This window comes from Saccharopolyspora shandongensis (genome assembly GCF_900106995.1).
In the GTDB taxonomy this organism is placed as follows: domain Bacteria; phylum Actinomycetota; class Actinomycetes; order Mycobacteriales; family Pseudonocardiaceae; genus Saccharopolyspora; species Saccharopolyspora shandongensis.
The window spans coordinates 89275-103426 of record NZ_FNOK01000025.1; the positions used below are offsets into that span (position 1 = coordinate 89275).

Genomic DNA, 14152 nt, shown 5'->3' on the forward strand with positions numbered 1-14152 from the left:
GCAGCAGGTAGGGCGAGGGAGATCCAGCGTGACGGCCCACGGAGCGGACGTGCAGGACGGTGACGGGCAGGCCGAGGCCGATTCCCGGACCGACTCCAAGCAGTCGCCGGCGATCGAGGTCCCCGCGGCTCGGGAGCGCGCCAGGGCGATCCCGGAAGCCGCCGTCGCCCGGCTCGCGGTCTACCTGCGGGCGCTGTCCAGTCTCGCCGAGCAGAACGTGGGCACGGTCTCCAGCGATGAGCTGGCCGTCGCCGCCGGGGTCAACTCCGCGAAGCTGCGCAAGGACCTCTCCTACATCGGCTCCTACGGCACCCGCGGCGTCGGCTACGAGGTCGCGGTGCTCATCGGCCAGATCGAGCGCATCCTGGGCCTGACCCGCAAGCACAGCGTCGCGGTGGTCGGGATCGGTAATCTCGGCCACGCGCTGGCCAACTACGGCGGCTTCCCGGGCCGCGGCTTCCCGGTCTCCGCGCTGTTCGACCTCGACCCGGACCTGGTCGGCGTGCCGGTCGGCGGCATCCCGGTCAACCACATCGACGACATCGTCGAGGTGTGCGCCGAGCGCGAGGTCACCATCGGCGTCATCGCCACGCCCGTGCAGGGCGCCCAGGAGGTCTGCGAGCGTTTGGTCGCCGGCGGCGTTACGTGCATCCTGAACTTCGCGCCCGTCGTGCTGCAGGTCCCCGAAGACGTCGAGGTGCGCAAGGTCGACCTGGCGGTGGAGATGCAGATCCTGTCGTTTCACGTGGCCCGACGTCAGCAGGAAGCGGCGGCGGAAGCCGGCCGATCCGATGTGGACGGTGCGGACATCGGTCCGCCGGGCGGCGGAGATCGGGTGTCGGGTCAGGTCGAATCGGCGGACAGGATGGTGGAACGGCTGTGAACCTGCTCACCGTCGGGATTTCCCACCACAGCGCCCCGGTGCGGGTGCTGGAGCGCGTCGCGATCGGCGGCGATGACGTCGCCAAGCTTCTCGGCGAACTGCTGCAGCGCGAGCACATCTGCGAGGCGTTCATCATCTCGACCTGCAACCGGGTCGAGGTCTACGCCGTCGCGGAGACCTTCCACGGCGGCCTGGACGACGTGACGTCCGTGCTCGCCCGGCACGCGGGTGCGGAGGTAGGCGAGCTCGCCGACCACCTCTACGTCTACTACGCGGGCGCCGCGGTGGAGCACCTCTTCTCGGTGTCCGCGGGCCTGGACTCGATGGTCGTAGGTGAGGCGCAGATCCTCGGCCAGCTGCGGCAGGCCTACGGCGCGGCTGACGAGAACGGCACCGTCGGCAAGACGCTGCACGAGCTCGCGCAGCAGGCGCTCCGCGTCGGCAAGCGGGTGCACGCCGAGACCGGCATCGACGCCGAAGGCGCGTCGGTGGTCTCCGAGGCGCTCGCCGACGCCGAGGTCGCGCTCGACGGCTTGGCCGGGCGCAGCGCGCTGGTGGTCGGCGCGGGCTCGATGGGCGGCCTGGCCTCCGCGCAGCTCAAGCGCGCGGGCATCGGCGAGGTCGTGATCGCCAACCGCACCGCGGCCAACGGCGAGCGGCTTGCCTCGTCGCTGCGCGCCGACGGCGTCGCCGCCCGCACCGCCGACCTCACGGACCTCAGCAGCGCGATCGCCGCGGCCGACCTCGTGGTGGCCTGCACCGGCGCGATCGGCGCGGTGGTGACCGAAGACGTGGTCGCGGCGGCGCTGACCGTCCGCGACGACCGCCCACTGCTGTGCTGCGACCTCGGCCTGCCCCGGGACATCGCGCCCGAGGTGGCCGGACTGCCCGGCGTGACCGTCGTCGACCTGGAGAGCCTGCAGCAGCGGCTGTCGGACAAGCAGGGCGGCAACGAGTCCGAGCGGGCCGCACAAATCGTCGCCGAGGAACTGCGCGGCTACCTCGCCGCGCAGCGCTCGGCCGAAGTGACTCCGACCGTGACCGCGCTGCGCAAGCGCGCCGCCGAGGTCGTGGACGGCGAACTGCTGCGACTCGATTCGCGGCTGCCTGAACTGGACGGCGACGTGCGCGACGAACTGGCGCGCACCGTCCGTCGCGTGGTGGACAAGCTCCTGCACACGCCGACGGTCCGGGTCAAGCAACTCGCGTCGGTGCCCGGCGGTGCCGGGTACGCCGACGCGCTCCGAGAGCTCTTCGAACTCGATCCGCAGACGACTGCCGTGCTCGGCACCCCGCAGGCCGACGAGAGCCTTCCCGGCGGGGTCACCGTCGCCCAGGCGCGCCTGCGCGGTCGAGCAGAACAGGACGGTGAGGACCGTTGAACAAGACCCTCCGCATCGGCACCCGCGGCAGCGCCCTCGCGATGGCGCAGTCGTCGAACGTCGCCGAGGAGCTGGAGAAGGCGGGTTACCCGACCCAGCTGGTCGCGGTGAAGACCCCCGGCGACCTCTCGATGGCGCCGATCGCCGAGATCGGCGTCGGCGTGTTCACCTCGGCGCTGCGCGAGGCGCTGGCCGCCGGCGAGGTGGACGTCGCGGTGCACTCCTTCAAAGACCTGCCGACCGAACCGGACCCCCGGTTGTCGCTGGCCGCCGTCCCGGTCCGGGAGGACCCGCGGGACGCGCTGGTGGCACGGGACGGTCTGACGCTCGGCGAATTGCCCCCGGGGTCCGTTGTGGGCACCGGTTCGCCGCGCCGCGCCAGCCAGCTCCGGGCCCTCGGCCTGGGGCTGGAGGTGCGCAGCATCCGCGGCAATGTGGACACCCGCCTGCGGAAGGTGACCGACGGTGAGCTGGACGCCGTCGTGCTCGCCCGAGCCGGGCTGGCCCGTGTGGGCCGGCTTGCGGTGATCACGGAAACGCTCGATCCACTGCAGATGCTGCCCGCGCCCGCCCAGGGCGCGCTCGCAGTGGAATGCCGCGTCGATGACGTGGACACCGAGCACCTGCTGCAGTCCGTTTTGGACGATCAGGCCAGCCGCGCCGCGGTGGCCGCCGAGCGCGCCATGTTGTCCGCGCTCGAAGCGGGCTGTAGCGCGCCGGTCGGCGCGCTGGCCGAAGTGGTGGATGACCTCGACGAGGACGGGCGCGTGGCGCTGCGGCTGTCCGTGCGAGGGGTGGTGGCGACCGACGACGATCAGTTGGTGCGCGCCTCCGCCACTGGTGAGACGACCGCCGCCGAGCAGCTGGGCCGGGAATTGGCCGCCCAGTTGCTGGAAGCCAGGGCCGCTTTGCTCAGCGGACCTGGCAGTAGTTGATGGGGAGTGCCCTGATGACCCGAGCACGTAAGACCCCCGGACGGATTGCTTTCGTGGGCTCCGGTCCCGGTGACGCGGGACTGCTCACCGTTCGGGGCCGGAATGTGATCACCCGCGCAGCGCTGCTGGTGACCGACCCGGACGTACCCGCCGACATCGTCGGACAGGCAGCCGACGGCGCCGAGGTCCGCCCCGCCGTGGGCGACCCGGCGGACGTGGCCAAGGACCTGGTGAACGAGGCCTCGACCGGTCGCACCGTGGTGCGGTTGGTCGCGGGCGACCCGCTGACCGCCGACGCGGTGGTCCGCGAGGTCCAGGAGGTCGCCAAGACCGGCGCCGCCTTCGACATCATCCCCGGCGTCGCCGGCGGCAGCGCGGTTCCGGCCTACGCCGGCGTCGCGCTGGGCGCGGTGCACACCGAGGTCGATGTCCGCGGCGACGTGGACTGGGCCTCGCTGGCCGCGGTGCCCGGCGCGCTGGTGCTGCACACCACCGGCAGCCACTTGGCCGAGGCCGCCTCGCGCCTGGTCGAGCACGGCAGGCCGGCGACGACCGCCGTGGCGGTGACCGCCTCCGGCACCACCGTGCAGCAGCGCACGATCGACACGACGCTGGCCTCGCTGGCCGCCGACGCGGGTGAGCTGCAGGGCCACCTGGTGGTGACCATCGGCGACATCGTGTCCGAGCGCGGCAAGCTGTCCTGGTGGGAGTCGCGCGCCCTGTACGGCTGGAAGGTCCTGGTGCCGCGCACCAAGGAGCAGGCCGGCGTGATGAGCGACCGGCTGTGGTCGCACGGCGCGGTCTCGCACGAGGTGCCAACGATCTCCGTCGAGCCGCCGCGCAGCCCCGCGCAGATGGAGCGCGCGGTCAAGGGCCTGGTCGACGGCCGCTACCAGTGGGTGGTGTTCACCTCGGCGAACGCGGTCCGCGCGGTGTGGGAGAAGTTCGGCGAGTTCGGGCTGGACGCCCGGGCGTTCTCCGGCGTGAAGATCGCCTGCGTCGGCGAGGCCACCGCGGAGAAGGTCCGCTCCTTCGGGATCATCCCGGAGCTGCTGCCCGCCGGTGACCAGTCCAGCGATGGCCTGCTGCAGGAGTTCCCGCCGCACGACGACATCCTCGACCCGGTCGACCGGGTGCTGCTGCCGCGGGCGGACATCGCCACCGAGACGCTGTCGGCCGGGCTGCGCGAGCGCGGCTGGGAGGTCGACGACGTGACGGCCTACCGCACGGTCCGCGCGGCGCCGCCGCCGGCCGAGACCCGCGAGATGATCAAGACCGGCGGGTTCGACGCGGTGTGCTTCACCTCGTCGTCCACCGTCCGGAACCTGGTCGGCATCGCGGGCAAGCCGCACGCCCGGACGCTGGTGGCGTGCATCGGTCCGAACACCGCGGAGACGGCGAAGGAGTTCGGCCTGCGGGTCGACGTCCAGCCGGAGATCCCGCGGGTGGAGGACCTGGTGGACGCGCTGGCCGAGCACGCTGCCCGGCTCCGCGCGGAGGGCGCGCTGCCGCCGCCGCGCAAGGCCAAGCGGGCTCGCCGCAGCTGATTTTCCGAGTGGAGGGCGCCTTCGACCGGCATGGCCGGGCGGAGGCGCCCTTCGCTTTGCGGGGCATCTTGAGCGGCTCTGGGTCGTGAGCGTTTTGGGCTGCCATAGCGCTCCAAAACACTCACGACCCCGTCGCCAGCGGAAACGCCGACCACGGAAGTCCGGGGCGGCAGCTCGTTCAGAAGGCCTCGTCGATGCCGTTGCGCTTGCAGAACTCGGACAGCTTCTCGGGATCGGCGAAGAGGTACGTGGTCGAAGCGTTCCCGACCTCGACGAACCGGCGCGGGTCGCTCGGGTCGGCCGGGCGGAGGGCGTGGGCCATCCCCGCGGTGACCTCGATGTCGAGGTAGTCGCCGTTGTCCTCGGTGTCCCAGGAGTGCGACGAGCCGCCGTGGACGAAGGAGAACCGGAACCCCTCGGATTCCTCTTCGTCGATCTCGATCGCGTCGCCGTCTTCATCGATGCCGACCAGCTCGACGTCGGAGACCTCCACGGTGCCGCCGGCGGCACCGACGAACTCGGCCAGGAGGTCAACGTAGCTCGGCGGGTAGGACCCGGAATCCGGGTCGAAGTCGACCGAACGGCCCGCCCGCTCGAACACCGCCAGCAGCAGGTCGTACGGCGACACCGGGCCGGGGGCCAGCTCGTCGGCGACCTCCGCCGCCCACTCCGGGACCAGGCCGAGAACGGTCAGCTCCGCGGCGAGGTCGCGGGCCGGTGCGGCGTGCGTGACCAGGCTGCGCAGGCGGGGCAGATCCTCGTCGTGCTCGTCGCGTTCGGCGAGCTTCTCGACGGCCCGCGTGGCCGCCGACATCGCGATGGGCCCGCCGATGCGGACCAGCGCATCGCAGAAATCCCACGGGGATCGCCGCGCGGCATTCTTGACGATTCGCACCACCAGTTCGGCGACTTCGGGATCGGCCGATCCGCGGTAGCGCTCGCTGAGCACCTCGATCGCTTCCTCCGGGAACCGCGTCCAGTGCTCCCGGGCGTGGCGCTCGGCGAGGCCGGAGTCCAGCGCCGCGATGGCCTCCAGCGCCTTGCCCGGCGCATCCCGGTGCGGTGATTCCAGCGCTACTTTCTCCAGCAGCGGCAGGCTTTCCCGGCCGCGGCCGGCCAGAGCGTCCACTGTGCACCGGGTATCGCCGTTCATGAGCCGGTCGGCGCACCGCTCCAGCGCCCACTCGTAAACTCCCGGCTCTGCTCTCGCGGCGATCGCAGCCAGGGCATCCGCGGGCCACTGCGCGTGGTCGATCGGCAGGTCCAGCCACCGGCGCACCTGGTCGGCCACCTCCCGGCCGGGCGAGGTTCCGGCGGCCGCGTTCAGCAGCACCCAAGCCGTCGAAGTGCGTTCCTCGCTGCTCGGCAGCTCGTCGATCGCCGACTGCGCCAGCCGCAGCAACCGCGGTCCGGCTGCGGCGATGCGGAGGATGCCGAGCGTGGCGGCGGCGCTGCGGCGCACCGCCTCGTCGTCGGAGCCCAGCATTTCCAGCAGCCACGGGGCGAGCAGATCTTCGTGCTCGGCGAGCGCCGCCGAACCGGATTCGTCCGCGCCGATCCGGAGGGCGGAGGCCGTGTCCTCCCAGCGAGCGGGGTCGGCCACCAGATCGGCGAGCAGGTCGCCGGCGGCCTCGTCCCGAAGGCGAGCGAGAGCCACGGTGGCGAACGTCCGGTCCCAGCCCGCGCCGGACCGGGCGGCCGCCCGCAGCTCGGCGCGATCCTCCTGGGTCATCGCGGCGAGCAGCCGCAGATCTGTCGCGTCGTGGAAGGAGATGTCGCCGGGATTCGCGAGCATCGCGGCCAGGCGCGACGGCCGAGCGGTCAAGTCCTGCTCCAGGTGCAATCGATCGAACAGATGTGTGGAAGCTAGCAACCTCCAGGCCCGGAGAACGGGGTTTTGGCCGGGATTGGCGAGGGTGGGCACTCACGACCTGTCTAAGGGCAGGCCGAGCCCTCGGGACGTCCGTTCTGCCGGATCGCTACGCTCGGGGTATCACCCCGCCGAGCCTGTTTGGGGAGCCGCTGTCATGTACCCCTCGCACCGTCCGCGCCGACTGCGTCGCAACCCCGCGCTGCGCCGACTGGTTTCCGAGACCTCCGTGGAGCCCCGCCACCTGGTGCTGCCGATGTTCGTCCGCGAGGGCGCGAACGAACCGGCGCCGATCCCGTCGATGCCGGGCGTCCTGCAGCACAGCCGCGACTCGCTGCGCAAGGCCGCGGTCGACGCCGTCAACGCCGGTGTCGGCGGGCTGATGCTCTTCGGCGTGCCGACCACGCACGACGCCGAGGGCTCCGGCGCGGTCGACCCGGACGGCATCCTCAACGTCGCGCTCCGCGACCTGCACTCCGAGCTCGGCGACGACACCGTGCTGATGGCCGACCTGTGCCTGGACGAGTTCACCGACCACGGGCACTGCGGCGTCCTGGACGAGGACGGCAACGTCGACAACGACCGCACGCTGCAGATCTACGGCGAGATGGCCGTGGTCCAGGCCCAGTCCGGGGCCCACGTGGTGGGCCCGAGCGGCATGATGGACGGCCAGGTCGGCGTGATCCGCGACTCGCTGGACGCGACCGGTTTCGGCGACACCTCGATCCTGGCCTACTCGGCGAAGTACGCCTCCGCCTTCTTCGGCCCGTTCCGCGACGCGGTGGACTCGCAGCTCAAGGGCGACCGCAAGACCTACCAGCAGGACCCGGCCAACGGCCGGGAGGCGCTGCGCGAGGCCGATCTGGACCTCGCCGAGGGCGCCGACATGGTGATGGTAAAGCCCGCGATGTCCTACCTGGACGTGCTGCGCGACATCGCCGGCGTGGCCGACGTGCCGGTGGCCGCCTACCAGGTGTCCGGCGAGTACTCGATGATCGAGGCCGCGGTCGCCAACGGCTGGCTGGACCGGCAGCGCACCGTGCTGGAAACCCTGACCTCGATCCGGCGGGCCGGCGCCGACATTGTCCTGACCTACTGGGCGGCCGAAGCCGCGCGCTGGCTGCAGGACGCGCGGGCATGACGGACCTGGGGCAGCGGGTGGACGCGTTCGGCCGACCGGTACCCGAGCCGGAGCCACCGTCGGCGCCGCAGGCGCTGCAGACGGCGAAGTGGCTGTGGCTCGGATCGGTGCTGCTCGGCGTCGTGCAGGCGTTCGTCCAGCTCCTCGACCGGCCGAAGCTGATCGCGGAACTGCGCCACATCCAGCCGGGCATGACCACGCAGGACCTGGAGGCCGCGGCCAACAGCGGGATCATGTTCACGTTCCTGCTCAAGGCGCTGATCCTGCTGGTGTACCTGATGCTGTCCCGGCGGATGCTGGAAGGCCGCAACTGGGCGCGCGTCGTGCTCACCGTCTTCGGCGGCTTCGGGATCTTCAACGCGCTGATCACGGTGCTCACCGTCTCGCTGGTCGGCGGGGAGCTGATCCGCCAGATCACCGGCGTCGGGATCACCGGTGCGGACGTAGCGTTCTCGCTGGTCGTGATGCTCGTCCAGCTCGCCGCGATCGTGTTCATGTACCGCCCGGAGGCGAACCGGTTCTTCCACGCGGTGCGCAACCGCCGCATCGGTAACGCAACGGGTCGGCCAGGTAACGGTTGGTCATAACGCCTGGACGTCGGCCTCCGCGATTCCTAACCTGGAGCAGGTGACACCGCCGCAGGAACCAGAGCGCGACCCGCAGGTGCCCGGCCACGAGCCCTCCGGGCCGTGGCGGCCGACCACGATCAACTACGCCTTCTGGTCTGGGATCGCCAGCGCGGTGGTGGGCTTCGCGATCCTGGCGGCATCGTTCCTGCTGGTGTCCGACGCCGAACTGCAGGCGGTGCTGGAGGAGACCGCCGCGCAGGGCCAGCCGATCACGATGGACCAGGCGCGCAGCATCTACCAGGCGGTGCTGGTGATGGTGGTCGTGATCGTGGTGGTCATCGCGGCGTTGTGGATCATGTTCCTGTTCTTCATGCGCCGCGGGCGGAACTGGGCCCGGATCGTCATCACGGTGATCGGCGCGGTGTGGATCCTGCTCACGATCCCGTCGGTGGCCAGCGGCAGCATCGTGGCCTCGCTGCTGTCCTTGCTGCAGCTGCTGGCCGTGGCGGCGACCATCGCCTTCGCGTACCTCGCGCCGTCGAACCAGTACTTCCAGCTCGGCCGGCACCGGTGAGCGCATTTCCGATACGTCGGGATGGTCCGCTGTATTAGTGTTTTCGGGTGACGTCGCCCCAGAACCCTTGGCAGCAGAACCCGAACCCGCAGCCCGCGGGCTATCCGCAGGCGCCGATGGGGTATCCGCAGCAGGTGCCTGGTGGGAAGCCGCGCCTGCCCGGCACCGTGAACTTCGCGAGCATCCTCGGGCTGGTGGTGCCGCCGCTGTCCGCGGTGCTGAGCGTCATCAGCTTCGTGGTCCTGCTCGTCATGCTCAGCGACTACCTGGAGAGCACCTGGTCGGTCTTGGCGGTGAGCGCCTTCTTCACCGTTGCCGCGGTGGTGTGCGCCGTCCTCTGGATCGTCTTCTCGCTGGTGATGCGCCGCGGGCGCGGTTGGGCGCGGATCGCGCTGGTGGTCCTGGCCGTCCTCTGGCTGCTCTACGACCTCTACTCGATCGTCTCGTTCTTCCTGACGGTCGGCGGCGACTTCGGGTCGGCCATCAGCCAGCCGACCGTGATCATCGGCATGGTCCAGATGTTCCTCGTGATCGTGACGACGGTGCTTTTCCTCGTGCTGGTCTTCCTGAAGCCGTCGAACGACTACTTCAAGGCCATGCAGGGCAGGTGAGTTTGACCAACCAAGTGGACAGCGGGTCTGCCCTGTTCATACTGTTTGCCGCGTGACTCCACCGCAAAATCCTTGGCAACAAGGTGGGTACCCGCAGGGCGGGACTCCCTCCGGCGGTTTTCCGCAGCAATACCCGCAGGGCGGGTTTTCGCAGTACCCGCAGTCGAATCCGTTCGCGGCGCCACCGGTGCCCGCGCAGGAGCTGATGTCGTTCCAGCGGCCGATCACCGTCGAGATCGCGTTCTGGATCGCGGTCGTCGTGCCGCTGGTCGCCACGGTGCTCTCCGTGCTGAGCTACCTGATGCTGCAGGGCTTCGTGAACGACTCCATCGCCGGCACCAGCGGTGACTCGGACATCGACCGGCAGATCGCGTCCATCGCCAACGGCTTCCTGCTGTTCTTCTTCGTGGTCCTCACGATCATCTACCTGATCCTGACCGGGCTGTGGATCCTCTTCGGCTTCAAGATGCGAGCCGGGAAGAACTGGGCGCGGATCACGCTCACGGTCCTCGCCGGCATCTGGATGCTGGTCGGCGTCATCAGCCTGATCCAGGGCGGCAGCATGACGATGACCGGCGACCTGGACGAGCAGCAGCTGCCCGGCTCGTTCTTCGCGTTGTCCTACAGCCAGACCGGGCTCGGCCTGGTGGGGATGCTCGTGTTCGTCGCGCTGGTCTACCTGAAGCCGTCGAACTGGTACTTCAAGGCGACGAGCCGGTTCTGATGGATTCGCCGCGACCACTGCGCCTCGCCATCGTCCTGTGGTGGGTGGTGGCGCTCGTCCTGGGGTTGCAGTCGGTGCTGATGTGGATTGGGCGCGGCGACCTGGCGGGGCGGTTGATCGCGCAGGACCAGGCCACGCCTGCGGACGCGGCCGACCGCGCGCAGCAGCTGCTCCTGGTGAACACGGGAATCGCGGTGGTGCTGGTGGCGGCCTACCTGGTGCTGGGGGCGTTGATGTTCCGGCGGCGCGCGTGGGCTCGCGGTGTGCTGTCGGGGTTCGCGGTCGTGCACCTGCTGATGTTGCTGGGCACCGGGGCGGTGTTCAGCGTGAACGTGATCGTGCTGATCCTCGGCGCGGCCGCCGCGGTGCTCATGTGGCGGCGCCCGAGCACGGACTGGCTGACGGGTGAGCATGACTGAACCGGTGCTGTACTCGGAGCGCGGCAGCAGCTGGTGGCCGGTGCTGTGGGGGCCGGCGTTCGCGCTGCTCGGCCTCGGCGTCGAAGCGTTGACGCCGGGCCCGGTGAACGCGCCGCTCTGGGGGCTGGTCGGCGGTGGGCTCGCGGTCGCCGCCGCGATCTGGGTGTACGGCCGCCGCAAGCTCGTTTCGGTGCGGCTTACGCCCGCGCAGCTGGTGCTGGGGCGGGAAGAACTCGAGGTCGGCCGCATCGCGGCGGTCACCGACGTAGGCGCGCCGGTGGGGGCGCGGGTGCTCGGCGGGAGCTGGACGGTCCCGAAGGGAACCGGCGAGGTCCCGCTCCGGCTCGAACCCGACGAGGTGGTCCTGGCCTGGGCGAAGAACCCCGAAGCGCTGTCGTCGGCGCTCGCCCGGCTCGTGGAGAGGTGACCGCGCGCGGCCTCGGTGCTGGTTCGCGGTGCGCGCGGTCGGTCATGAGACGCTTCTTCGCGTGACGACTCCGGAACCGTGGCCCGCCTCCGGGCCGCGACTCAGCGACGACGACGTCGAGCACGCCGATGTTCCGGCCGGCTCGGCCGGGCTGAACCAGCCCTGGCGGGCCGCCGTGGCCGGGATCGAGCTGGTCGTGGCGGTGGGGCTGGGGCTCGCGGCCTGGTGGTCGTGGCAGCAGGGGACGGTGACGATCTACCTGCCGGGACCGGAGGGCGCCGTCGACGTCGTCACCAGGTCGATCGGGAGCTGGCTGGCCGCCGCGGTCGGCGCCGCGACCCTGGCCGGGCTGTTGCTGCTCGACGGGATCCGCCAGCTGGTGCTGGCGCTGCGGGCCCGCCGCCGGGAGTCGAACGGGGTGTGACCGGTCACTTCGCCGCGCCTGTCAGACTGGTGACGTGACAGCTTCTGCGAACCCCGCATCGAATTCGAACGACGATCCGGCTCCGCGGTCGCGGCAGCTGTTCGAGCGCGCTCTCGCGGTGACGCCGGGCGGCGTCAACTCGCCGGTCCGGGCGTTCCACTCGGTCGGCGGCACGCCCCGCTTCATGGTCCGCGGCGAAGGCGCGTACCTGTGGGACGCCGACGGCAACCGGTACGTGGACCTGGTGTCCTCCTGGGGCCCGATGATCAACGGGCACGCGCATCCCGACGTGGTCCGGGCGGTGCAGGAAGCCGCTTCGCACGGCCTTTCCTTCGGCACCCCGGGCGCCGGTGAGATCGACCTCGCGCAGGAGATCATCGACCGCGTCGAGCCCGTCGAGCAGGTCCGGTTGGTCAACTCGGGCACCGAGGCGACGATGAGCGCCGTGCGGCTGGCCCGCGGGTTCACCGGCCGCCAGAAGATCGTCAAGTTCGCCGGCTGCTACCACGGCCACGTCGACGCGCTGCTGGCCAGCGCCGGCTCCGGGGTCGCCACGCTGGGGCTGCCGACCTCGCCGGGCGTCACCGGTGCGCAGGCGGCGGACACCATCGTGCTGCCCTACAACGACCTCGACGCCGTGCGCCAGGTCTTCGCCGAGCAGGGCGACGAGATCGCGTGCGTGATCACCGAGGCCGCGGCGGGCAACATGGGCGCGGTCGCGCCGCTGCCCGGTTTCAACGCCGGGCTGCGGGAGATCACCGGCGCCGCCGGGGCGCTGCTGATCATGGACGAGGTCATGACCGGTTTCCGGGTCTCCGCGGCCGGCTGGTTCGGCGTCGACGGCGTCGCCGGTGATCTCTACACGTTCGGCAAGGTGATGTCCGGCGGGCTGCCCGCGGCCGCCTTCGGCGGTCGCGCCGAGATCATGGCCCGTCTCGCCCCGTCCGGGCCGGTCTACCAGGCGGGCACGCTGTCCGGGAACCCCGTCGCCGTCGCCGCCGGGCTGGCCAACCTGCGCGCCGCCGACGCCGAGGTCTACGCGGCGCTGGACCGCAACAGCAAGCGGCTCGGCGACCTGTTCGGCGCGGCACTGACCGCCGAGGGCGTGCCGCACCAGGTCGCCTTCGCAGCGAACTTGGTCAGCGTCTTCTTCAGCGAGACGCCGGTGCACAACTACGAGCAGGCGCAGGCCCAGCAGGTCTGGCGGTTCCCGCCGTTCTTCCACGAACTGCTCCGGCGTGGCGTCTACGCGCCGCCGAGCGCGTTCGAATCCTGGTTCGTCAACGCGGCGATGGACGAAGCGGCATTCGAAGTGATCGCCGAAGCGCTGCCGCACGCGGCCCGCGCCGCGGCCGCGGCCACCGCCCCGGGGGCTGACGCATGACCGGCGAGAAGACGGTGGTGCACTTCCTGCGCCACGGCGAGGTGCACAACCCCGAGGGCGTCCTCTACGGGCGGCTGCCGGGGTACCGGCTGTCGGACCGGGGAGAGCAGCAAGCGAAGGTCGTCGCGGAGTTCCTGGCCGGGCGCGACGTCGCCCACGTCGTCGCTTCGCCGTTGCAGCGCGCGCAGCAGACGGCCATGCCGATCGGCGGGATGTTCCAGCTCGGCGTGGCGACCGACGACCGGCTCATCGAAGCCGACAACCGCTTCGAGGGCCTGAAGGTCTCGGTCGGCGACGGTGCGCTGCGGTCGCCGAAGCACTGGCCGAAGCTCTGGAACCCGCTGCGGCCGTCGTGGGGCGAGCCGTACCTCGAGATCGCGCACCGCATGCTGGGCGCAGCGCACCGGGCCCGGTCGGCGGCGGCCGGCCACGAGGCGGTGTGCGTTTCGCACCAGCTGCCGATCTGGACGCTGCGCCGGTTCCTCGAGGGCAAGCCGATGTGGCACGACCCGCGGCGGCGGCAGTGCTCGCTGGCGTCGCTGACCAGCCTGGTGTTCCGCGGCGAGGAACTGGTGCGGATCGCCTACGTCGAACCGGCCGGTGAGACCGATCCGAAGGTGACAGGGGCATGAAACGACTTGTGGTGCGGCTCGGACTCGTCGCGGCGACGTTAGCGCTGGTCGCAGGCTGTGCGACGCAGGGCGACGACGCGGTGCCGCAGGGCGGCGGCGGTGAGTTCACCTTCGTCTCGCCCGGCGGGCAGACCCGCATCTTCTACCCGCCGGAGCAGCGCGGCAGGGTCAGCGGGATGTCCGGTGACAGCCTCCTGGAACCGGGCAAGCAGATCGGGCTGGACGACTTCAAGGACAAGGTCGTGGTCCTGAACATCTGGGGCTCGTGGTGCGGGCCGTGCCGGTCGGAGGCCGACGACCTGCAGGCGGTGCAGGACAAGACCGCCGCCCAGGGCGTCCAGGTGCTCGGCATCAACGTGCGGGACAACCAGTCGGCCGCCGCGGACTTCCACCGCGACCGGGGCCTGAGCTACCCGTCGATCTTCGATCCGGCGGGCCGCACGCTGCTGGCTCTGCGGCAGTTCCCGCGCAGCACCGTGCCGGCCACGATCGTGCTCGACCGGCAGCACCGGGTCGCGGCGGTCTTCCTGACCGAGATGCTGGAGAGCGAACTGCTCCCCGAGGTGCAGAAGGTCGCCGCCGAACCGCGCTGACGTTCCAGCGCAGCGGCTATCGGCGCGCGTCCGGTAC

The 14152-nt window shown here is 71.1% G+C and carries 16 protein-coding genes; 15 read left to right on the forward strand and 1 reads right to left on the reverse strand.

Annotation, left to right across the window (positions count from 1 at the left end; all coding sequences use genetic code 11):
• Nucleotides 1–28: 28 nt before the first annotated feature.
• The 4 genes from BLW84_RS24850 to BLW84_RS24865 are packed head-to-tail and all read left to right on the forward strand — an operon-like array spanning nt 29 to nt 4747.
• Nucleotides 29–883, forward strand: coding sequence for a redox-sensing transcriptional repressor Rex (locus tag BLW84_RS24850; RefSeq protein ID WP_093269471.1), 855 nt, complete (start codon nt 29–31; stop codon nt 881–883).
• Nucleotides 880–2265 (forward strand): glutamyl-tRNA reductase, encoded by a 1386-nt coding sequence (locus BLW84_RS24855; RefSeq protein ID WP_093269474.1) that lies wholly within the window; start codon nt 880–882, stop codon nt 2263–2265. Before BLW84_RS24850 ends, BLW84_RS24855 begins: the two co-directional genes overlap by 4 nt.
• On the forward strand, nt 2262–3200 hold the full coding sequence (gene hemC, locus BLW84_RS24860; protein ID WP_093269477.1) for a hydroxymethylbilane synthase: 939 nt from the start codon (nt 2262–2264) through the stop codon (nt 3198–3200). The genes BLW84_RS24855 and hemC overlap by 4 nt, the downstream gene beginning before the upstream one ends.
• Before the next feature lie 14 nt (nt 3201–3214).
• On the forward strand, nt 3215–4747 hold the full coding sequence (locus tag BLW84_RS24865; protein WP_093269480.1) for a bifunctional uroporphyrinogen-III C-methyltransferase/uroporphyrinogen-III synthase: 1533 nt from the start codon (nt 3215–3217) through the stop codon (nt 4745–4747).
• 178 nt (nt 4748–4925) lie between these two features.
• Here BLW84_RS24865 and BLW84_RS24870 read toward each other — a convergent pair whose 3' ends face one another.
• Entirely contained in the window at nt 4926–6572 is a 1647-nt protein-coding gene (locus tag BLW84_RS24870; RefSeq protein WP_143061096.1) for a HEAT repeat domain-containing protein, read from the reverse strand.
• A 202-nt stretch (nt 6573–6774) separates the two neighbouring features.
• Between BLW84_RS24870 and hemB the strand changes: the two genes are divergently transcribed.
• From hemB to BLW84_RS24925, 11 genes are all read left to right on the forward strand, one after another.
• Nucleotides 6775–7758, forward strand: a complete 984-nt coding sequence (hemB, locus tag BLW84_RS24875) for a porphobilinogen synthase (protein ID WP_093269485.1) — start codon at nt 6775–6777, stop codon at nt 7756–7758.
• Entirely contained in the window at nt 7755–8345 is a 591-nt protein-coding gene (locus BLW84_RS24880; RefSeq protein ID WP_093269488.1) for a hypothetical protein, read from the forward strand. The genes hemB and BLW84_RS24880 overlap by 4 nt, the downstream gene beginning before the upstream one ends.
• Nucleotides 8346–8385: 40 nt before the next feature.
• The gene (locus BLW84_RS24885; protein WP_245761353.1) at nt 8386–8901 is read left to right on the forward strand and encodes a hypothetical protein; all 516 of its coding nucleotides are present in this window, start codon (nt 8386–8388) and stop codon (nt 8899–8901) included.
• A 47-nt stretch (nt 8902–8948) separates the two neighbouring features.
• The gene (locus BLW84_RS24890; RefSeq protein ID WP_093269494.1) at nt 8949–9512 is read left to right on the forward strand and encodes a hypothetical protein; all 564 of its coding nucleotides are present in this window, start codon (nt 8949–8951) and stop codon (nt 9510–9512) included.
• 52 nt (nt 9513–9564) lie between these two features.
• Complete coding sequence (locus BLW84_RS24895) at nt 9565–10236, forward strand: YppG family protein (protein ID WP_245761354.1); 672 nt, start codon at nt 9565–9567, stop codon at nt 10234–10236.
• Complete coding sequence (locus tag BLW84_RS24900) at nt 10236–10655, forward strand: hypothetical protein (RefSeq protein ID WP_093269499.1); 420 nt, start codon at nt 10236–10238, stop codon at nt 10653–10655. Before BLW84_RS24895 ends, BLW84_RS24900 begins: the two co-directional genes overlap by 1 nt.
• On the forward strand, nt 10648–11082 hold the full coding sequence (locus BLW84_RS24905; protein WP_093269501.1) for a hypothetical protein: 435 nt from the start codon (nt 10648–10650) through the stop codon (nt 11080–11082). The genes BLW84_RS24900 and BLW84_RS24905 overlap by 8 nt, the downstream gene beginning before the upstream one ends.
• Before the next feature lie 61 nt (nt 11083–11143).
• Nucleotides 11144–11506, forward strand: a complete 363-nt coding sequence (locus tag BLW84_RS24910) for a hypothetical protein (protein WP_093269504.1) — start codon at nt 11144–11146, stop codon at nt 11504–11506.
• Between the two features lie 34 nt (nt 11507–11540).
• The gene (gene hemL / locus BLW84_RS24915) at nt 11541–12890 is read left to right on the forward strand and encodes a glutamate-1-semialdehyde 2,1-aminomutase (protein WP_093269506.1); all 1350 of its coding nucleotides are present in this window, start codon (nt 11541–11543) and stop codon (nt 12888–12890) included.
• Entirely contained in the window at nt 12887–13522 is a 636-nt protein-coding gene (locus BLW84_RS24920; RefSeq protein ID WP_093269509.1) for a histidine phosphatase family protein, read from the forward strand. Before hemL ends, BLW84_RS24920 begins: the two co-directional genes overlap by 4 nt.
• Nucleotides 13519–14115, forward strand: coding sequence for a TlpA family protein disulfide reductase (locus BLW84_RS24925; protein WP_177226669.1), 597 nt, complete (start codon nt 13519–13521; stop codon nt 14113–14115). Before BLW84_RS24920 ends, BLW84_RS24925 begins: the two co-directional genes overlap by 4 nt.
• Nucleotides 14116–14152: the final 37 nt, after the last annotated feature.